Annotated in this window: 24 protein-coding genes; 22 read left to right on the forward strand and 2 right to left on the reverse strand. The window is 37.0% G+C overall.

All coding sequences use genetic code 11. From position 1 onward, the window contains the following. The first annotated feature begins 92 nt into the window (after positions 1-92). The 6 genes from ACWIT3_RS03230 to ACWIT3_RS03255 are packed head-to-tail and all read left to right on the forward strand — an operon-like array spanning position 93 to position 5,275. On the forward strand, positions 93-1,445 hold the full coding sequence (locus ACWIT3_RS03230) for an NAD(P)/FAD-dependent oxidoreductase (protein WP_457161368.1): 1,353 nt from the start codon (positions 93-95) through the stop codon (positions 1,443-1,445). A 12-nt stretch (positions 1,446-1,457) separates the two neighbouring features. Then, the gene (locus ACWIT3_RS03235) at positions 1,458-1,814 is read left to right on the forward strand and encodes a DUF5368 family protein (protein WP_049214354.1); all 357 of its coding nucleotides are present in this window, start codon (positions 1,458-1,460) and stop codon (positions 1,812-1,814) included. Positions 1,815-1,835: 21 nt separating this feature from the next. Further along, positions 1,836-2,717 carry an MBL fold metallo-hydrolase gene (locus tag ACWIT3_RS03240; protein ID WP_457161369.1) on the forward strand — a complete coding sequence of 294 codons (882 nt, stop codon included), beginning with the start codon at positions 1,836-1,838 and terminating at the stop codon, positions 2,715-2,717. An 18-nt stretch (positions 2,718-2,735) separates the two neighbouring features. Further along, positions 2,736-3,260 carry a rhodanese family protein gene (locus ACWIT3_RS03245; RefSeq protein ID WP_457161370.1) on the forward strand — a complete coding sequence of 175 codons (525 nt, stop codon included), beginning with the start codon at positions 2,736-2,738 and terminating at the stop codon, positions 3,258-3,260. 54 nt (positions 3,261-3,314) lie between these two features. Then, positions 3,315-4,970 carry a SulP family inorganic anion transporter gene (locus ACWIT3_RS03250; RefSeq protein ID WP_457161371.1) on the forward strand — a complete coding sequence of 552 codons (1,656 nt, stop codon included), beginning with the start codon at positions 3,315-3,317 and terminating at the stop codon, positions 4,968-4,970. Positions 4,971-4,978: 8 nt separating this feature from the next. After that, entirely contained in the window at positions 4,979-5,275 is a 297-nt protein-coding gene (locus ACWIT3_RS03255; RefSeq protein ID WP_457161372.1) for an ArsR/SmtB family transcription factor, read from the forward strand. Between the two features lie 69 nt (positions 5,276-5,344). Here ACWIT3_RS03255 and glpX read toward each other — a convergent pair whose 3' ends face one another. Beyond that, positions 5,345-6,358, reverse strand: coding sequence for a class II fructose-bisphosphatase (gene glpX / locus ACWIT3_RS03260; RefSeq protein WP_457161373.1), 1,014 nt, complete (start codon positions 6,356-6,358; stop codon positions 5,345-5,347). 212 nt (positions 6,359-6,570) lie between these two features. Between glpX and zapB the strand changes: the two genes are divergently transcribed. The 13 genes from zapB to ACWIT3_RS03325 all read left to right on the forward strand — a co-directional run bounded on the left by zapB (position 6,571) and on the right by ACWIT3_RS03325 (position 17,412). Then, positions 6,571-6,789, forward strand: a complete 219-nt coding sequence (zapB, locus tag ACWIT3_RS03265; protein ID WP_457161374.1) for a cell division protein ZapB — start codon at positions 6,571-6,573, stop codon at positions 6,787-6,789. 59 nt (positions 6,790-6,848) lie between these two features. Beyond that, entirely contained in the window at positions 6,849-7,292 is a 444-nt protein-coding gene (gene mioC, locus ACWIT3_RS03270; RefSeq protein ID WP_457161375.1) for an FMN-binding protein MioC, read from the forward strand. A 496-nt stretch (positions 7,293-7,788) separates the two neighbouring features. Continuing rightward, entirely contained in the window at positions 7,789-9,678 is a 1,890-nt protein-coding gene (gene mnmG / locus ACWIT3_RS03275) for a tRNA uridine-5-carboxymethylaminomethyl(34) synthesis enzyme MnmG (protein ID WP_457161376.1), read from the forward strand. Then, positions 9,678-10,310 (forward strand): 16S rRNA (guanine(527)-N(7))-methyltransferase RsmG, encoded by a 633-nt coding sequence (gene rsmG, locus ACWIT3_RS03280; RefSeq protein ID WP_457161377.1) that lies wholly within the window; start codon positions 9,678-9,680, stop codon positions 10,308-10,310. Before mnmG ends, rsmG begins: the two co-directional genes overlap by 1 nt. Before the next feature lie 179 nt (positions 10,311-10,489). Continuing rightward, on the forward strand, positions 10,490-10,849 hold the full coding sequence (locus tag ACWIT3_RS03285) for an ATP synthase subunit I (RefSeq protein ID WP_457161403.1): 360 nt from the start codon (positions 10,490-10,492) through the stop codon (positions 10,847-10,849). Between the two features lie 19 nt (positions 10,850-10,868). Next, on the forward strand, positions 10,869-11,660 hold the full coding sequence (gene atpB / locus ACWIT3_RS03290; RefSeq protein ID WP_457161378.1) for a F0F1 ATP synthase subunit A: 792 nt from the start codon (positions 10,869-10,871) through the stop codon (positions 11,658-11,660). 96 nt (positions 11,661-11,756) lie between these two features. After that, complete coding sequence (atpE, locus tag ACWIT3_RS03295; protein WP_005539567.1) at positions 11,757-12,011, forward strand: F0F1 ATP synthase subunit C; 255 nt, start codon at positions 11,757-11,759, stop codon at positions 12,009-12,011. A gap of 73 nt (positions 12,012-12,084) precedes the next feature. Continuing rightward, a complete protein-coding gene (gene atpF, locus ACWIT3_RS03300; protein ID WP_457161379.1) occupies positions 12,085-12,555 on the forward strand; it encodes a F0F1 ATP synthase subunit B in 471 nt (156 codons plus the stop codon). Positions 12,556-12,568: 13 nt separating this feature from the next. Next, complete coding sequence (gene atpH, locus ACWIT3_RS03305; RefSeq protein ID WP_457161380.1) at positions 12,569-13,102, forward strand: F0F1 ATP synthase subunit delta; 534 nt, start codon at positions 12,569-12,571, stop codon at positions 13,100-13,102. Between the two features lie 12 nt (positions 13,103-13,114). Then, entirely contained in the window at positions 13,115-14,656 is a 1,542-nt protein-coding gene (gene atpA / locus ACWIT3_RS03310) for a F0F1 ATP synthase subunit alpha (protein ID WP_457161381.1), read from the forward strand. Between the two features lie 26 nt (positions 14,657-14,682). Beyond that, entirely contained in the window at positions 14,683-15,552 is an 870-nt protein-coding gene (gene atpG, locus ACWIT3_RS03315; protein WP_457161382.1) for a F0F1 ATP synthase subunit gamma, read from the forward strand. Positions 15,553-15,569: 17 nt separating this feature from the next. After that, a complete protein-coding gene (atpD, locus tag ACWIT3_RS03320; RefSeq protein ID WP_457161383.1) occupies positions 15,570-16,943 on the forward strand; it encodes a F0F1 ATP synthase subunit beta in 1,374 nt (457 codons plus the stop codon). Positions 16,944-16,983: 40 nt separating this feature from the next. After that, on the forward strand, positions 16,984-17,412 hold the full coding sequence (locus ACWIT3_RS03325) for a F0F1 ATP synthase subunit epsilon (protein ID WP_457161384.1): 429 nt from the start codon (positions 16,984-16,986) through the stop codon (positions 17,410-17,412). 55 nt (positions 17,413-17,467) lie between these two features. Here the strand turns inward: ACWIT3_RS03325 and tusA are convergent, their stop codons facing one another. Continuing rightward, entirely contained in the window at positions 17,468-17,710 is a 243-nt protein-coding gene (tusA, locus tag ACWIT3_RS03330; protein WP_457161385.1) for a sulfurtransferase TusA, read from the reverse strand. Positions 17,711-17,788: 78 nt separating this feature from the next. On the opposite strand from tusA, the gene ACWIT3_RS03335 reads away from it, so the two are divergent. Genes ACWIT3_RS03335 through hemG form a run of 3 tightly spaced genes read left to right on the forward strand, consistent with a single transcriptional unit; the run spans position 17,789 to position 20,367 of the window. Further along, the gene (locus ACWIT3_RS03335; protein ID WP_457161386.1) at positions 17,789-18,397 is read left to right on the forward strand and encodes a YigZ family protein; all 609 of its coding nucleotides are present in this window, start codon (positions 17,789-17,791) and stop codon (positions 18,395-18,397) included. Positions 18,398-18,400: 3 nt separating this feature from the next. Continuing rightward, positions 18,401-19,852, forward strand: coding sequence for a TrkH family potassium uptake protein (locus tag ACWIT3_RS03340; protein WP_457161387.1), 1,452 nt, complete (start codon positions 18,401-18,403; stop codon positions 19,850-19,852). Beyond that, positions 19,852-20,367: a menaquinone-dependent protoporphyrinogen IX dehydrogenase gene (gene hemG, locus ACWIT3_RS03345; protein ID WP_457161388.1), complete on the forward strand. Its 516-nt coding sequence runs from the start codon at positions 19,852-19,854 to the stop codon at positions 20,365-20,367. Before ACWIT3_RS03340 ends, hemG begins: the two co-directional genes overlap by 1 nt. Positions 20,368-20,597: the final 230 nt, after the last annotated feature.

Genomic DNA, 20,597 nt, shown 5'->3' on the forward strand with positions numbered 1-20,597 from the left:
TTATTTACATCTCTATTGATTTAATTCTCATATGATATATATTTCATATTTAAGAATCTGCATATTAAAATAGTTCTATATAAAAGGAGATAATGATGAGTCAATATGATCAGATTAACCAAAGTAAACGCCAATTTATTCGTTCAGGTTTAGCAATGGGAACTGTCGGGGCAATTGGAAGTACAGGACTACTGGTCCCAACCAGTGTACAAGCAAACTTGCCTAAAATTTCTTCTTCTGCCAACATCGTTATTGCGGGGGCAGGTGCTGCAGGATTGACAATTGCTTCTCGACTTGCAGCTCGACTTGAACCTACGGCTAAAATTACCTTAATTGACTCTCGTATCGCACACTATTATCAACCAGGTTTTACCCTTGTTGCAGGGGGAATCAAACCTGAAAATTACGTTGTATCTCAAACAGCCGACTATTTGCCTGAAAACGTAAAATGGATTCAAGCGTCAGTGAATGAATTCGATCCAGATAGCAACAGTCTAACAACCTCAACAGGCGAGAAAATCACTTACGATTATTTGTTTGTTGCAACAGGCTTAAAACTAGACTACGACGCAATCGAAGGGATGGATGTTAATCTCATTGGTCAAAATGGATTAGGCAGTGTTTATCACAGCCCATCTAGTGCCTATAAAACATGGCAATTATTAGATGAATTTGCAAATAAAGGAGGAGACGCCGTCTTCCTACGTCCTGCAACAGAAATGAAATGTGCTGGTGCCCCGTTAAAATATGCCTTTATTGTTCGTGATTACTTACAAAGAAGAGGCACACTCGAAAAATCTAAACTGCTTTATAACGCTCACAATAACACATTATTCAGCGTACCTATCGTCGATGCAAAATTAAAAATGCTTTTTGCTGAAAGAAATATCCACGTAGATTATAACCGCGTGTTAACCGCGATTGATCCTGCTAAACGTATTGCAACATTTAACAGCCCAGAAGGAAAAGTGGACGTTAATTATGATTTCATTAACGTTGTACCTCCAATGAGAGCACCAGATGCAGTGCGTCACTCACCACTAGCTTGGCAAGAAGGCGGATTTGCAGCAGATGGTTGGGTTGAAGTTGAAAAACACAATCTACGTCATCGCCGTTATAAAAACGTGTTTGCAGTAGGTGATGTCGCAGGTGTACCGAAAGGAAAAACGGCAGCCAGTGTTAAATGGCAAGTACCTGTTGCAGTAGAACATTTATTAGCCGAGTTAGCGGGAAAACCTTGTGATGAAGTTTACAATGGTTACACTTCTTGCCCAATGATTACTCAACTGGGTAAAGGAATGTTAATTGAATTTGACTATAACAACCATTTGACTCCATCTTTCCCTGGCGTCATTGCCCCATTAGAAGAATTATGGGCAACATGGGCAATTAAAACCCTAGGTTTAAAACCAACTTATTTAGGCATGTTACGCGGATTAGCTTAAGGAGAATTAACAATGAAAGAAATGCAATTTGATACACTGTGGGCGGTAACCCAAATTATGTTAGGCTCATTCTTTTGGCCACTTCTCTTCGTTGTAGTGGTGGTCTTAGGTTCTTTCTTTTATTTATTAATCAAAGAAAAAGGCGTTGTGTCTTGCCGTTTAAAAGGTAGCAGCTTTTTAGGTTTATTTGGTGGGGTCATTGCGCTGTTCTTTTTATTTTCAATTTCTGAATCCTCAATTAGCAATTTAGGTGGACCAATCGATCTGATCTTGGTTATCTTGGCTTATATTGGTGGATTCTTAGGGAGCGCCATTTTATTGTATACCATTGCTGGTTTCTTAAAAGTAGGTCGCTGTTCTTGTAAATAAGATTAACGATTGGACAAGATAATGAAAAACGTCATTGCACCTGAAGTAAAAGCTTTTTTTGATAAAGCCACAAATACTTACAGTTATATTGTAAGCGATCCAAAAAGTCAGGCATGTGCAGTTATTGATTCAGTCTTGGATTTAGATTATTCAGCAGGCTATATCAGTACTGAATCTGCCGACCACCTTATTGATTATGTTAAGCAACATAAACTGAAGGTTGAATGGATTTTAGAAACGCATGTTCATGCAGATCACTTATCTGCAGCACCTTACTTACAAGAAAAACTAGGTGGAAAAACGGGTATCGGACAACATATTACCACTGTACAAAATGTGTTCGGAAAAGCATTTAATGCAGGAACAGAATTTGCTCGTGATGGCAGTCAGTTTAATCAATTATTCTGTGATGGTGATGAATTTTCAATTGGTCATCTTCATGTAACTGTCATACACACACCAGGTCATACACCTGCCTGTGTCAGTTATTTAATTGGTGATGCCGTATTCGTGGGAGACACATTATTCATGCCAGACTATGGTACTGCACGTTGTGATTTTCCTGGCGGTGATGCAAATGTGTTATACCAATCTGTCCAAAAATTGCTTACATTACCTGAACAAACACGTATGTTTTTGTGTCATGACTATTTACCACAAGGTCGGACAGAATATTGCTATGAAACTACGGTCAAAGCACAAAAAGAGCAAAATATCCATATTCATAATGGGATTGAACAAGCTCAATTTGTTAAAATGCGACAAGATCGTGATGCAACACTTTCGATGCCAAAATTGATCATTCCTTCAGTGCAAGTCAATATGCGAGCAGGAGCACTACCACCAGCAGAAGATAATGGTCAAGTTTATCTCAAAGTTCCAATTAATTTATTCAAATCTTAACTTATATAGGAAAAATATATGACTATTCAAACAATTAGCGTCAATGAAGTATGCGAAAAACTTAAACAAGGTGCGGTATTAGTCGATATTCGCCAACCTGATGAATATTTAAGAGAAAATATTGAAGCGGCAGAGCTTCAACCATTATCACAACTAGAAAGCCAAGGATTAAAAGGAAATGCGGCTAGCGCGGATGTAGTAATTTTCCATTGCCGTTCTGGACGTCGTACACAGCAAGCAAGCAGTTTACTCTCTGCACTTACTTCAGGTAAACAAGCGTTTATTTTAGAAGGCGGAATTGATGGTTGGAAAGCAAATAACCAACCCACTCGCCTTAATCGTTCCCAACCTTTAGAAATGATGAGACAAGTTCAAATTGCTGCAGGAAGCTTAACATTACTTGGTGCAATTTTAGGTTGGCAAGTATCACCTGCATTTTATGGCTTATGCGCTTTTGTTGGTGCAGGGTTATTATTAGCAGGAGCAACAGGATTCTGTGGAATGGCGCGTTTGTTAGCGGTTATGCCTTGGAATCGTCAATAAAAATATAAAAAGTAGAAGTCTTTCGACTTCTACTTTCTTCTTATCTAATTCTCTATGTTACGTTATCTGCCTATTACACATTGGCTTTCTCACTACAATATTACACTATTTAGACAAGATTTATTAGCTGCCATTGTGGTCACCCTGATGTTAGTACCACAATCGCTTTCTTATGCCCTTTTGGCAGGTGTTCCACCGTACATTGGTCTTTATTCCAGTATTGCACCGCTGCTTTTATATGCTTTATTTGGTAGTAGTCGTACACTTTCTGTTGGTCCTATTGCCATTACGTCGTTAATGACGGCTTCCATTGCCAGTACTTATGCAGCCCCTAATTCCGCGGATTATTTAACAACTGTAATTTTATTAGCACTATTATCAGGCATAATCTTAATTATCATGGGCAGTTTGCGTCTAGGGTTTTTAGCTAACTTCTTAAGTCATCCTGTCAATATTGGATTTACTACTGCATCCGCAATTATCATTATCTTTAGTCAAATTAAACATTTACTAGGCATCCAGGCACAAGGGGATAACTTACACGCTCTTATCGTTTCTTTATATGCAGATCTGCAGCATATTGATTGGATCACGTTTTGTCTAAGTTTGATTGGATTTGGCTTGCTTTACTCAATCAAGCATTTTTCACGTTATATATCAAACAACACACTCTCACAAAGTCTAAAACGCTTTTCACCTGTCATCGTAATAGGACTACTTTCATTTTTCATATGGCACTGGCAGCTATTTTTTCAAAATGTCAAAATTGTTGGAGAAATCCCTTCTAAATTTGATGTTATTCACTGGGATAGCGTTTCTCTTGAAAAACTTAGCGCACTTTTACCTGGCGCATTCTTAATTAGTCTTGTTAGCTTCGCGAGCAGTATTTCAATTGGCAAATTATTAGCAACGAAAAAACAAGAACAAATTAAACCTAACCAAGAACTCTTTGGCTTAGGTATAGCAAATGTTGGCGTTGCATTAAGTGGCGGAATGCCCGTAACAGGCGGATTTTCACGTTCTGCAGTTAATGAAGAAGCTGGTGCTCAAACACAATTAGCGAGTATTTTTACTGCACTCGGCACATTAATGATTATCTTATGGCTCTCTGACTTCTTATACTATATGCCACTAAGCATACTATCTGTGACTATTATTATTGCGGTTATCCCAATGGTCGATTATTCAGCACTAAAACAAGCCTTTCGCTACGATAAGATAGAAGGATTTGTTATGCTTACAACCATTGTTTTAACTCTGATTAAAGGAATGGAAATAGGGCTTGCAACGGGTATGCTCATCTCTTTAGCAGGATATATTTATCGAACTATCCAACCTAAAATTAGTCAAATTAACCAAAATGACATATCATACAAACAATATGATTGCTGTGAAGAAGAGAGCGTTATTCTAAAAATTGAAGGTAATTTATATTTTGCTAACGCTGATTATATCGAAAATAAAATTAATGCCATTTTAAATAAAGATAAAAAAATAGTTTGTTTTATTTTAGATTTATCGCAAGTCAATTATCTTGATCTATCTTGTTTAAAAAGCTTAATTTCAATTAACAATCAAATGAACAAAATAAATAAAAAACTCTATTTAATTAATCTAAATAGCCAAATTTATTCCCATTTGAGAAAAGTCGAATATGCTTATTTAATAAAGAAAAAGAATACAGAAAATAAAAACCATACTGGAGTATAGTAAAAATAATGGAAGAAATATTCTCGAAATGTGATGAAGCTACATCTTTTTTAAAATCATTCTCTAATCCCAATAGACTAATGATTTTATGTTGCATTCTAGACCAAAAACGCAATGTAACTGATCTCACCAAACTAACAGGCCTACCGCAAGCTTCGGTATCAAATCAGCTTTCCGTATTAAGAAAAAATAATTTAATTGATTGTGAAAAACGCCATAGAGAAAGATTATATTATATTGCTGATCCTAAAGTGCTCGAAATTATGCACCTTTTACATAAGTTCTTCTGTGAAAAAAACAATTAATACCATAAACAACTTAAAAAAAAGCACTATTTTACTTAAATAGTGCTTTTTTTCATTTTTCAAAAATAATTAAGCGCCAATAATACGATAAAGAGCAGTATCTTTTCTATCTAAATAATGAACAGATTGAATACGACGAATAGTACGTGAACGACCACGAATTAATAACGTTTCTGTTGTAGCTAAATTACCTTTACGATGAATTCCTTTCAATAAATCACCATTTGTAATACCTGTCGCAGAAAAAACTAAGTTATCATCACGAACCAAATCATCTAATTTTAATACCTGATTAACTTCAATTCCCATTGCCTGACAACGATGAATTTCATCTGCAGCAATCGCTTGATTTTCAGGTGTGTTACCTTTTACCTGATGACGAGGTAATAAACGCGCTTGCATTTCACCGCCTAAAGCACGTACTGCAGCCGCAGCAATCACGCCTTCTGGCGCACCTCCAATACCATAGAGCATATCAACTCCCCCATCAGGCAAACAACATAAAATAGAGGCTGCCACGTCGCCATCTGGAATAGCAAGAACTTTTACGCCTAATTGTTGCATTTTTTTTATCATTTCATGGTGACGAGGTTTATCCAAAGTAATAACAGTTAATTGAGAAAGAAGTTTGCCCATTTTAGAAGCAACACGACGAAGATTTTGTTCCAATGGAAGATTCAAATCAATCATACCTTTTACATCAGGTCCAACAACTAATTTTTCCATATACATATCAGGTGCTTTTAAAAATGTATCTTTTCCACCAGCAGCAAGAACAGATAAGGCATTTGCCTGCCCCATTGCCGTCATCCTGGTTCCTTCAATAGGATCAACAGCAATTGAGACTTCCTCACCTTTACCATTTCCAACTTTTTCACCAATATAAAGCATTGGTGCCTGATCAATTTCACCTTCACCAATAACTACTTCACCAGCCATATCTACTTGATTTAACATGAGTCGCATGGCTTGTACTGCTGCATTATCTGCAGCATCTTTATCACCTCGTCCCAACCACGCAAAACCAGCCAGTGCCGCTGCTTCTGTTACTCTTGAAAATTCAATTGCTAATGCTCTATTCATCTGATGATTCCTTAATACTAAATTAATGCACTTTAGGGCTTATTCTAGCATTTAGCAATCGGTTGCGTAATTAAAAATTAAAAAATGATAACAATTTTTTCGAATGAGATTAGAAATTATGTTAATGTGACAAGGAAATGTTATTCACTGTTTAACAATCAGGTTAACTGGAGTAAAATAAACAAACTTATTACATATTAGAGGAAGCCTTTATGTCTTTAGAAATTTTAGATCAACTCGAAGAAAAAATTAAACAAGCCGTTGAAACTATTCAATTGCTCCAATTAGAAATTGAAGAATTAAAAGATAAAAATAACCAATCACAACAAGCTTATGATGCATTACGCAATGAAAATGAACAATTGAAAAGTGAACATCATAACTGGCAAGAACGTTTACGTTCACTATTAGGTAAAATTGATAACGTTTAATTCAAGTTAAAAATAGGGCTTAGTCATACCAACTAAGCCCCATTTTTTAGGAAAGAATCATGAAACCTCAAATTTGTCTTATTACAGGAAGCACATTAGGCGGTGCAGAATACGTTGCAGAACATATTGCTGAAATATTACAACAAACTTATCCTATCCATTTAGTACATGGCCCAGCTCTTGAAGACGTCATTAATGAAAAATATTGGTTAGTTATCACTTCAACGCATGGTGCAGGTGAGCTACCAGATAACATTAAACCCTTATTTGAACAACTAACAAAAGAAAACATAACACTCACTGATCTACACTTTGCTGTGATCGGATTAGGCAATTCTGACTATGACACATTCTGCTATGCTGTAAACCAAGTAGAGCAAGTATTACTAAGTAAAAAAGCAACACAAATTTGTCCATCTTTAAAAATAGACATGTTGCATACGACTGATCCTGAACACTTAGCAGAAGAATGGCTACCTCATTTTTTAACCCATTTCTCATAAATCAAGGTGGTAAGTCTTGCATAAAAATACTTACCACTCTCTATTTTTACCCCATCTCTACATATTTTCGCTGTAAAAATTAGCAATTAACTTTAAAAAATACTGTGGATAACTTTAAATAAATTTGTTAAAAAGCTGTATTTATACTATGAAAAATAAATAATCAATTAATACCTGTGGATAAAAACACCTTTTATACACAGGATTTTCATGATCCAAAAAAGTGATCTTAACAACATTAAAAAGGATCTAACCTTTTCATAAATAATAGAAAAATGATCTTATTCACATTAAAAAGGATCTTAATAAAAATAATAATAAGATCTCTTTATATAAAAAGATCTTTTCTTATTAAGAACGGATCTACTTTCACGATCCTATCCATTCTTGTCTAAAAATGTTGCTTTCAAGCAAAGTCAATTTTCAGTAGAATAACGCCCCAGCTAAATAAGATCCAAAGATCGTGATGAAAGAGATAAGTTATTAAAAGGTTATTATGTTTTATACTGAAAATTATGATGTGATCGTGATTGGTGGTGGCCACGCAGGGACAGAAGCTGCACTCGCACCAGCACGTATGGGGTTAAAAACCCTATTATTAACCCATAATGTGGATACATTGGGTCAGATGTCTTGTAACCCTGCAATTGGTGGTATTGGAAAAGGTCATTTAGTAAGAGAAATTGATGCAATGGGTGGTTTAATGGCGACTGCCGTAGACCAAGCAGGGATCCAATTCCGTACCTTAAACAGCAGTAAAGGTCCTGCAGTACGTGCGACACGTGCTCAAGCAGACCGCGTTTTATACCGCCAAGCAGTGCGTATTGCTTTAGAGAATCAAGAAAACTTAGATATTTTCCAACAAGAAGTTACCGATATTATTTTAGAAGGTGATCGTGTTTCGGGTGTAGAAACCAAAATGGGTCTAAAATTCCGCGCGAAAGCCGTGATCTTAACAGCAGGTACATTCTTATCAGGTAAGATCCACATTGGTTTGGAAAACTACACTGGTGGTCGTGCAGGTGATCCTGCGTCTGTAATGCTTGCAGATCGTTTACGTGATCTCAATTTACGTGTAGATCGCTTAAAAACAGGTACACCACCGCGTATTGATGCAAGAACCATCGATTTTTCTATTTTGGCAAAACAACACGGCGATGAAAAATTACCTGTATTTTCCTTTATGGGATCGGTCGATCAACACCCTCGCCAAATTCCTTGTTTTATTACGCATACTAACGAACAAACACACGAAGTGATTCGCAATAACTTGGATCGCAGCCCTATGTATGCAGGCATTATCGAAGGGATCGGCCCACGCTATTGCCCATCGATCGAAGATAAAGTAATGCGTTTCTCTGAGCGTAATTCACATCAGATTTATCTTGAACCTGAAGGTTTAACCAGCAATGAGATCTATCCAAACGGGATCTCAACCAGCTTACCTTTTGATGTGCAAATGAAGATTGTGAACTCAATGAAAGGGATGGAAAACGCGCGCATTATTAAACCAGGTTATGCCATTGAATATGATTATTTTGATCCACGCGATCTCAAACCTACTTTGGAAACCAAATCGATTACAGGTTTATTCTTCGCAGGTCAAATTAACGGTACAACTGGTTATGAAGAAGCGGCTGCACAGGGCTTGTTAGCGGGGATTAACGCGGGTTTATTTGTACAAGAAAAAGAATCTTGGTTCCCACGTCGTGATCAGGCTTATGTAGGAGTATTAGTTGATGATCTTTGTACTTTAGGTACAAAAGAGCCTTACCGCGTATTCACTTCACGTGCTGAATATCGTTTATTGTTGCGTGAAGACAATGCGGATAGCCGTTTAACACCAATCGCACAGGAATTAGGTCTAATCAGTGAAGAGCGTTGGGCAAGATTTAATCAAAAAATGGAAAATATTGAATTAGAGCGTCAACGTTTACGTCAAATTTGGTTGCATCCACGTTCAGAGCATTTAGAAGAAGCAAACCAAGTGCTAAGCAGCCCATTAGTGCGTGAAGCAAGTGGTGAAGATTTATTACGTCGTCCTGAAATGAATTATCAAATTTTGACCGCACTTACACCATTCCAACCCGCAATGGAAGATAAAGAAGCCGTTGAGCAAGTGGAAATTGCGATTAAATACCAAGGTTATATTGAGCATCAACAAGAAGAAATTGAGCGTCAAAAACGCCACGAAAATACTGCAATTCCAGCGAATTTTGATTATTCCGTTGTTTCTGGTTTATCTAATGAAGTGCGTGCGAAATTAGAACAACATCGTCCAGTTTCCATTGGACAAGCTTCACGTATTTCAGGTATTACGCCTGCTGCGATTTCAATTTTATTAGTGAATTTGAAAAAGCAAGGTATGTTAAAGCGTGGTGAATAATGACTAACCTCGAACAGCAATTAAGTCAAAAATTAGAAACTTTATTAAAACAGACCGCACTTTCGATAACCGATCAACAGAAAGTGCAGTTAGTGAAATTAGTGTTACTCCTTCACAAATGGAATAAAGCTTATAACCTCACATCAGTGCGTGATCCAATGGAAATGTTAGTTAAACATATTTTGGATAGCGTTGTAGTAAGCCCTTATTTAGAAGGGGAACGTTTTATTGATGTCGGGACAGGCCCAGGGCTTCCAGGATTACCTTTAGCCATTATTAACCCTGATAAACAATTTATCTTGTTAGATAGTTTAGGGAAACGAATTAGCTTTATTCGTAACGCTGTGCGTGAGCTCGGTTTAAATAATGTTGAGCCAGTATTAAGTCGCGTTGAAGAATATCAACCTGAACAATTATTTGATGGCGTATTGAGTCGAGCATTTGCTTCATTAAAAGATATGACTGATTGGTGTCAGCATTTACCTAACGAAAATGGTTGTTTTTATGCCTTAAAAGGCATCTACCATCAGGAAGAAGTCCAAGAATTACAGGAAAAATTTGCGTTACAGAAGGTAATTAAGTTAGCCGTGCCTGAGCTGATTGGTGAGCGCCATTTGGTGATTGTTAAATAAACTTTAATGAGATGTTTAAAAAATCTGATTTTGTGATCTTATTCACATATTTTAATTTTTAATAAAATTAAAACTATCGTATAATCACGCGTAATTTTTTTTAATTTACGCTAGTTAGTGAGAACAGTCGTTTATCAATAATGTCTCGAGTGATACAACAAGCTAAGAAAAAGTATAAAATGGTACTTAGCATTGAGTTCATTATTCTACTTGCTAGCTTATTTTTATTAACATTTTGGCAATGGAAGATCGCATTATCCTTTAGTTTAGGTATAGTAGCGATTTTTTTACCTTATTGTTTATTTGTGTGGGTTGTCTTTTTTACTAAAAATCAACAACTTTCTAATAAAATAACCTCATTTTATCGTGGTGAAGCAATAAAGTTCGTTAGTACAATTGTGTTGATTGTTTTAGCATTTAAACTTTATCCAGACATGCACATAATGGCGTTTTTTACAGGTTATTTTATAGCAATTATTTTGAACAATATTCTTCCATTTTTGGTGAGTAAGTATTTAAAACATATAAATTTTTCATAAATATCAAAAAGGATTAACTATGGCAGCAGAGCTTACAACAGCTGGATATATTGGACACCATCTTGAATTTCTTAAAACAGGGGATTCTTTTTGGCATGTTCATTTAGATACGCTTTTCTTCTCACTTGTTGCAGGAGCGATCTTTCTTTTTATTTTTTCTCGTGTAGCCAAAAAAGCAACAACAGGAGTTCCAAGTAAATTGCAATGTTTAGTTGAAATTCTTGTTGGTTGGGTTGATGGCGTTGTAAAAGAAAATTTTCATGGACCAAGACACCTTGTTGCACCTTTAGCATTAACAGTGTTTTGTTGGGTGTTTATTATGAATGCTATTGACTTGATTCCAGTAGATTTTCTACCTCAGGTCGCAAATTTATTTGGTATTCATTATCTAAGAGCTGTACCAACAGCAGATATTAGTGCAACACTTGGGATGTCAATTTGTGTATTTTTCCTAATTTTGTTCTATACCATTAAATCAAAAGGTGTGACAGGTTTTGTGAAAGAATATACACTTCATCCTTTTAATCACTGGGCATTCATCCCTGTGAACCTTGTGCTCGAATTAGTGACATTATTAGCAAAACCAATTTCTCTTGCTTTCCGTTTATTCGGTAATATGTATGCAGGTGAACTTATCTTCATTTTAATTGCAGTAATGTATTCTGCGAATATGGCTATTGCCGCGTTAGGTATTCCATTACATTTAGCGTGGGCAATTTTCCATATTCTTGTTATTACGCTACAAGCCTTCATCTTTATGATGTTGACTATTGTGTATTTAAGTATCGCTTATAACAAAGCTGATCACTAATTAATGATGACAGTGAATGAAAATTCACTGTGATTTATTGTTTTTTAACTAACCAGCCTTTTGGCTAATTTCTTTAAAATCTAACTGGAGAAACTTATGGAAACTGTAATTACAGCAACAATTATCGGTGCATCAATCTTATTAGCGTTTGCTGCATTAGGTACAGCGATTGGCTTTGCGATTTTAGGTGGTAAATTCTTAGAATCATCTGCACGTCAACCTGAATTAGCAAGCAGCTTACAAACTAAAATGTTTATCGTTGCTGGTCTTCTTGATGCTATCGCGATGATCGCTGTAGGTATTTCATTATTATTCATCTTCGCAAACCCATTCATCGGCTTATTACAATAATTGTCGGCTTGTCAGAGACTGCAATTAATTACTCTTTTGAGTAATCTAAACGACAATTATTAAGGAGGGGGTTGTGAATTTAAATGCAACACTAATTGGTCAACTTATCGCATTCGCAATTTTCGTTGCGTTTTGTATGAAATTTGTTTGGCCACCAATTATTAAAGCAATTGAAGAACGCCAACGTTCAATTGCCAATGCACTTGCATCAGCTGAAGCTGCTAGAAAAGAACAAGCTGATACTAAAGCATTAGTGGAACAAGAAATCACTGATGCTAAAGTACAAGCGCAACAAATTATTGATTTGGCAAATAAACGCCGCAATGAAATTCTAGAAGAAGTAAAAGCGGAAGCGGAAGCAACAAGAAGCAGAATTATTGAGCAAGGTTACGCAGAGGTTGAAGCTGAGCGTAAACGTGTTCAAGAAGAATTACGTGTTAAAGTTGCATCACTTGCTATTGCTGGTGCTGAAAAAATTGTGGGTCGTACTGTTGATGAAGCGGCAAACAATGACATCATTGATAAATTAGTTGCAGAACTATAATAAGGTTGGGCTTATGTCAGAATTAACTACAATAGCTCGCCCTTATGCTAAAGCAGCATTTGATTTTGCTATCGAACAAAGTGCGGTAGAAAAATGGACAGAAATGCTACAATTTACATCAGAAGTTATTAAAGATGATGTAATGAAAACATTTTTAACAAGTTCACTTTCTGCTAACAAACTTGCTGATACAGTAATTTCAATTTGTGGCGAACAACTTGATCAATATGGGCAAAATCTTATTCGGTTAATGGCTGAAAATAAGCGTTTAACTGTACTTCCTGCAGTTTATCAAGAGTTTCAACATTATGTTGAAGAGCATCAAAAAACCGCAGAGGTTCAAGTCATATCAGCTCAACCATTAAATGCAACGCAAGAGCAAAAAATTGCAGCAGCAATGGAAAAAAGATTAGCTCGTAAAGTTAAATTAAATTGTAGCTTAGATAGCTCACTGATCGCAGGGGTTATTATCCGTACAGATGATTTTGTTATCGATGGAAGTAGTCGCGGACAACTTGCTCGTCTAGCAAATGAGCTGCAATTATAAGAGGAATAAAAGATGCAACTAAATTCTACAGAAATTAGTGAATTGATTAAAAAACGCATTGCCCAATTTGATGTAGTGAGTGAAGCACGTAATACTGGGACAATCGTTTCTGTGAGTGACGGTATTATCCGCATTCATGGATTAAGTGAAGTAATGCAAGGTGAAATGATTGCATTACCTGGTAATCGTTATGCTATGGCACTTAACTTAGAAAGAGATTCTGTGGGTGCTGTAGTGATGGGTCCTTATGCAGATCTTGCAGAAGGCATGGAAGTTCAATGTACTGGTCGTATTCTTGAAGTACCAGTTGGTCGTGGTTTATTAGGTCGTGTAGTCAATACATTAGGCGAACCAATCGATGGTAAAGGTGAAATTGTAAATGATGGTTTCTCACCAGTAGAAGTTATCGCACCAGGCGTTATCGATCGTAAATCAGTAGATCAACCTGTTCAAACTGGTTATAAAGCGGTTGACTCAATGGTGCCAATTGGTCGTGGTCAACGTGAGTTGATTATCGGTGACCGCCAAACAGGTAAAACGGCGTTAGCAATCGATGCAATTATCAACCAACGTGATTCAGGGATTAAATGTATCTATGTTGCGATCGGTCAAAAAGCATCAACAATTGCAAACGTAGTACGTAAGTTAGAAGAACACGGTGCGTTACAAAATACTATCGTTGTGGTTGCTTCAGCGTCCGAATCAGCAGCATTACAATACCTTGCACCATATTCTGGTTGTGCAATGGGGGAATATTTCCGTGACCGCGGTGAAGATGCGTTAATTGTTTATGATGACTTATCAAAACAAGCAGTAGCATACCGTCAAATTTCATTATTATTACGTCGTCCACCAGGTCGTGAAGCATTCCCAGGGGATGTATTCTACCTACACTCTCGTTTACTTGAGCGTGCATCACGCGTAAATGAAGATTATGTTGAGCGTTTCACTAAAGGTGAAGTGAAAGGAAAAACAGGTTCTTTAACCGCACTTCCAATCATTGAAACTCAAGCGGGTGACGTTTCTGCATTCGTTCCAACAAACGTAATTTCGATTACCGATGGTCAGATCTTCTTAGAATCTAACCTATTTAACTCTGGTATTCGTCCAGCAGTAAACCCAGGTATTTCGGTATCTCGTGTTGGTGGTTCTGCACAAACTAAAGTAGTTAAAAAATTAGCGGGTGGTATTCGTACTGCACTTGCTCAATATCGTGAATTAGCGGCATTTGCTCAATTTGCTTCAGACCTTGATGATGCAACACGCAAACAATTATCTCACGGTCAAAAAGTAACTGAATTATTGAAACAAAAACAATATTCTCCATTATCAGTAGCACAACAAGCGTTAGTGTTATTTGCAGTGGAATTTGGTTACTTAGATGAAGTCGAATTAGATCGTATTGGTTCATTTGAATCAGCACTTTTAGAGTATGCTAACCATAACCATGCTGACTTTATGCGTGAATTAACCCAATCTGGCAACTACAATGATGAAATTAAAGACTCATTGAAAGGTATTTTGGATAGCTTCAAAGCAAACAGTGCGTGGTAAGTTAACACTTTAAATGGAGAGACAAAATGGCAGGTGCTAAAGAGATAAGAACCAAAATCGCTAGCGTAAAGAGTACACAAAAAATTACTAAAGCGATGGAAATGGTTGCTGCCTCGAAAATGCGTAAAACGCAAGAACGTATGTCTTCTTCACGCCCTTATTCAGAAACAATACGTAATGTGATTAGTCACGTTTCAAAGGCAACGATCGGTTATAAACATCCATTTTTAGTGGATCGTGAGATTAAAAATGTGGGCATTATTGTAGTGTCCACAGATCGTGGTCTTTGTGGTGGCTTAAACGTGAACTTGTTTAAAACCGTATTAAATGAAATGAAAGAATGGAAAGAAAAACAAGTTTCTGTTCAGTTAAGTTTAATCGGTTCTAAATCTATCAACTTTTTCCAATCTTTGGGGATTAAAATTCTTACCCAAGATTCAGGTATTGGTGATGCCCCTTCTATTGAGCAACTGATTGGGTCAGTAAACTCAATGATTGATGCATATAAAAAGGGTGACATTGATGTGGTGTATTTGGTTTATAACAAATTTGTTAACACAATGTCGCAAAAACCAGTATTGGAAAAATTAATTCCATTACCAGAATTAGATAATGATGAATTAGGCGAAAGAAAACAAGTTTGGGATTATATTTACGAACCCGATGCGAAAGTCTTATTAGATAATTTACTCATTCGTTATTTAGAATCTCAAGTTTATCAAGCGGCAGTTGAAAATCTTGCTTCTGAGCAAGCGGCTCGAATGGTTGCAATGAAGGCAGCAACAGATAATGCGGGCAACTTAATTAATGAGCTACAGTTAGTGTATAACAAAGCTCGTCAAGCAAGTATTACAAATGAATTAAATGAAATTGTTGCGGGCGCAGCAGCAATTTAACAAATAGAGGATCGGTAATGGCAACTGGAAAAATTGTACAAATCATCGGTGCGGTTATTGACGTTGAATTCCCACAAGATGCAGTACCAAAAGTATATGATGCCTTAAATGTTGAAACTGGCTTAGTGCTTGAAGTTCAACAACAATTAGGTGGTGGTGTAGTTCGCTGTATCGCAATGGGTTCATCTGATGGATTAAAACGCGGTTTAAGTGTAACTAACACAAACAACCCGATTGCTGTACCAGTAGGTACAAAAACATTGGGTCGTATTATGAACGTATTGGGTGAGCCAATCGACGAACAAGGCCCAATCGGCGCAGAAGAAAATTGGTCAATCCATCGTGCGCCACCAAGCTATGAAGAACAGTCTAACAGTACTGAACTTTTAGAAACGGGTATTAAAGTTATCGACTTAGTATGTCCGTTCGCGAAAGGGGGGAAAGTTGGTTTATTCGGTGGTGCGGGTGTAGGTAAAACCGTTAATATGATGGAATTGATCCGTAACATCGCGATTGAGCACTCAGGTTACTCCGTATTTGCGGGCGTAGGTGAACGTACTCGTGAAGGTAACGACTTCTATCATGAAATGAAAGATTCTAACGTATTAGACAAAGTATCTCTTGTTTATGGTCAGATGAATGAGCCACCAGGTAACCGTTTACGTGTTGCGTTAACGGGTTTAACAATGGCTGAAAAATTCCGTGATGAAGGTCGTGATGTATTATTCTTCGTAGATAATATTTATCGTTATACCCTTGCAGGTACTGAAGTATCCGCATTATTAGGTCGTATGCCATCTGCGGTAGGTTACCAACCAACCCTTGCAGAAGAGATGGGTGTACTTCAAGAGCGTATTACTTCAACTAAGACAGGTTCTATTACCTCTGTTCAAGCGGTTTACGTTCCTGCCGATGACTTAACTGACCCATCGCCAGCAACAACATTCGCGCACTTAGACTCAACAGTAGTATTAAGCCGTCAAATCGCATCTTTAGGTATCTATCCTGCGGTTGACCCATTAGAGTCAACTTCACGTCAGTTAGATCCATTAGTTGTTGGCGAAGAGCACTATAACGTTGCTCGTGGTGTTCAAACCACATTACAACGCTATAAAGAATTGAAAGATATCATCGCAATTCTTGGTATGGATGAGTTATCTGAAGACGATAAATTAGTGGTAGCCCGTGCACGTAAGATCGAACGTTTCTTATCGCAACCGTTCTTCGTAGCAGAAGTCTTTAACGGTACGCCGGGTAAATATGTACCATTAAAAGAAACAATTCGTGGCTTCAAAGGTATTTTAGACGGTGAATACGACCATATTCCTGAACAAGCGTTCTATATGGCGGGTACCATTGACGAAGTATTAGAAAAAGCGGCGAAATTATAATTGCTTCTGAAAGCAACGAATAAAGCTTGAAGGAGAAAGTATGTCAGTATTTAACTTAACCATAGTAAGTGCAGAACAACAAATTTTTTCTGGTCAAGTCAAGAGTATTCAAGCAACGGGTATTGAGGGTGAACTTGGGATTTTAGCAGGTCACACCCCTTTACTTACCGCAATTAAACCTGGTATTGTTAAGCTTACTCTTGAAGATGGCAAAGAAGAAGTCGTTTATGTTTCTGGTGGTTTTTTAGAAGTTCAGCCAAACATTGTTACTGTATTGGCAGATACCGCAATTCGTGGTGATGAACTTGATGGCGATCGTATTTTGGCTGCGAAAAAACGCGCAGAAGAAAATATTCGTTCGCGTCATAGTGATTCGAATTATGAAATGTTAGCAGCAAAACTTTCTAAAGAATTAGCGAAACTACGTGCTTATGAGTTGACAGAAAAATTGGTGAAAAATAAACGCTAATTTGACCGTAGTATAAATACAAAAAAGACCACAATAAGTGGTCTTTTTTTATAACTTATCCTTTTCCTTTCTGGACCCAATAGCGAAAAGGAAGCGTGTTGACTTCACTTTTTAATAAAGCGTGTTCCATAAATTGACAAAAACTTGGAATATCTCTGGTTGTTGCAGGGTCATCAGCGATCACCAATAACACCTCACCCTCCTGCAAATGACGGATATTTTTTCTGACTAACATGACAGGTTCAGGACAGCGTAATCCTAGTGTGTCTAATGTTTGAGTAACGGTGATTTCATTCATGAATTTTATCGTTGGTTGAGTAAATTTAAGCGTTATAATACAACAAACTCAATTAGCCTAAAAGTATCAAGAATAGAAATGATTGAATACCATATCCCCAAAAGTGCGGTCATTTTTGAAGAAGAAATTAAGAAAAGTCGTTTTATTACTTATCTTGAACATGTAGAAGGTATTGCACAGGCAAAAGCATTTTGGCAGCAGATTAAATTACAACATCCACAAGCGCGTCATCATTGTTGGGCGACTGTCGCGGGTGCGCCAAACGATTCGCAACAATTAGGATTTTCTGATGATGGTGAACCTGCAGGCACGGCGGGTAAACCGATGTTAGCTGCTTTACAAGGCAGTGGTGTTGGTGAAATTTGTGCAGTGGTAGTACGTTATTATGGGGGGATTTTATTGGGTACTGGCGGATTAGTACGTGCTTATGGTAATGGTGTGCAACAAGCTTTAGCTTTATTAGAAACGAATATTAAAGTAGAGCGTATAGTTCATAAAGTGCGGTGTGATTATGCTCAAATTAATGGTTTGCAATTATTGTGTGAGAAATACGATGTGGTCATTTTAGCACAACAATTTGCTGATGTTGCGGTGTTTGAGTTAGGGATCAGAGATGATAAACTGGCAGCATTTGAACAAGCTTTAATTGAACGTTTTAGTGGACAGTTGCAATTAGAAAGAGAGTGATTTGTGCGAATATTATCCATTATCCGAATTGTCGGCATTTTAGTTATGTGTTTTTCCATTACGATGTTAGCCCCTGCTTTCGTTGCATTGTTATATGGTGATGGTGGTGGTAAGGCATTTGTTCAAACGTTTGCGATGAGTTCAATTGTCGGTTTATCACTTTGGTGGCCTTGTCATCATCACAAAGAAGAATTGCGTTCTCGAGATGGTTTTTTTATTGTGGTTGCCTTTTGGATTGTATTAGGTAGTTTAGGAGCAATTCCATTTTTGTTATTTGAAAAACCAGATCTTACTTTGTCAGGTGCTTTTTTTGAATCTTTTTCTGGTTTAACAACGACAGGGGCAACAAATATTACTGGGTTAGACACCTTACCTAAAGCAATTTTATTTTACCGCCAGTTATTACAGTGGATGGGAGGAATGGGAATCATTGTATTAGCGGTTGCGATTATTCCTCTGTTGGGGATCGGTGGCATGCAATTGTATCGAGCAGAGATGTCTGGTCCATTAAAAGAGCAAAAAATGCGTCCTCGTATCGCAGAGACCGCTAAGATTTTATGGTTTATCTATACTTCACTTACTGTTTTATGTGCTTTTGCCTATTGGTTAGCGGGAATGTCTGCATTTGATGCAATTAGTCACAGTTTCTCGACTGTCTCTATTGGAGGGTTTTCAACTCATGATGCAAGTATGGGACACTTCAATAATACCGCAATAAACGTGATTACAATTGTTTTTTTGCTAATTTCTGCCTGTAACTATGCTCTGCATTTTGCCGCTTTTTCAGAATTAAAGCGTGGCAAATCGCTCAGAATGTATTTACGGGATTCCGAGTTTAAGTTTTTTATTAGCTTTCAAATTACACTTATTGCAATCTGTTTTGTTTTTCTTTGGTGGAATGGGCAAGAAAAAAGTTTAGAACAAGCAGCATTTCAGGCTGTATCTATTTCAACAACAACAGGTTACACCACGACCGATTTTACTCAATGGCCTTCTTTTATTCCCATGCTTTTATTATTTTCTTCTTTTGTTGGAGGATGTGCGGGTTCTACAGGAGGAGGGTTAAAAGCAGTGCGAATTTTAATCTTATCACTACAATGGAACAGGGAAATTAAACGGTTTGTTCATCCTAATTTAGTTTATCCAATTAAACTAGGTAAAAATATTGTTCCCGAACGTGTATTAGAAGGTATTTGGGCATTTTTTTCGGCATATGCTTTTGTTTTTATGCTTTGTTTATTTGGTGTAATAGCTTGCGGTGTCGATATTTTTGATGCTTTCAATGCAGTTGTCGCTTGTTTAAATAATTTAGGACCAGGTCTAGGACAAGTGAGTAGTAATTTTGTTGGTATACCTGATAGTGCGAAGTGGATTTTAACTTTTGCTATGATTTGTGGGCGATTAGAGATCTTCTCATTGCTCGTCCTCTTTAGCCCAGCGTTCTGGAAAGAATAATGAAAACATTAATTTTGTATTCAAGTTGTGATGGACAAACAAAAAAAATTGCTGAATTTATTGCCTTACACTTATCAGGTGAGGTCGTCATTGAAGCATTAACTGAAAAATCAAAAATAGATAGCGCTGATAATGTGATCATTGGTGCATCTATACGTTATGGGCACTTTAATAAAGTGCTTAATCATTTTATTAAGAAACATACCACACTTTTATCACAAAAAAAGACCGCTTTTTTTGCAGTGAATTTAACAGCACGTAAAGCAGGTAAAGACACGCCAGAAACGAATGTTTATGTACGAAAGTTTTTTTTACGCACCGATTGGCAGCCCAATTTTAAAGCAGTCTTTGCAGGAGCACTTCGCTATCCCCAATATCACTTTTTTGATCGTATTATGATTAAGTTGATTATGAGCATGACTGGCGGTGAAACGGATACAACAAAAGAAATTGAGTATACCAATTGGGATAAGGTGAAATTATTTGCAATGCAATATGACCAATTTATTCAATAACATATCCTCATTAAGTTACTTTATTGGTCAATAAAGAATCGATCGAAAAAAAATGTAAAAAAAGATCTTGAAGGATTTTGATAACTATCTATAATGCACCCCCGCAACGCAAGAGTCGCAAGCGAACAGACAAGACGATGAGTTTAAAGGTCATTTTGCACAAAATCTGCAAAAAATCGCTTGACAGAAAAAATAAGTTTTATTACTATTTACAGCCTTGCTTGATGCAA

This window comes from Pasteurella sp. P03HT (genome assembly GCF_054052285.1).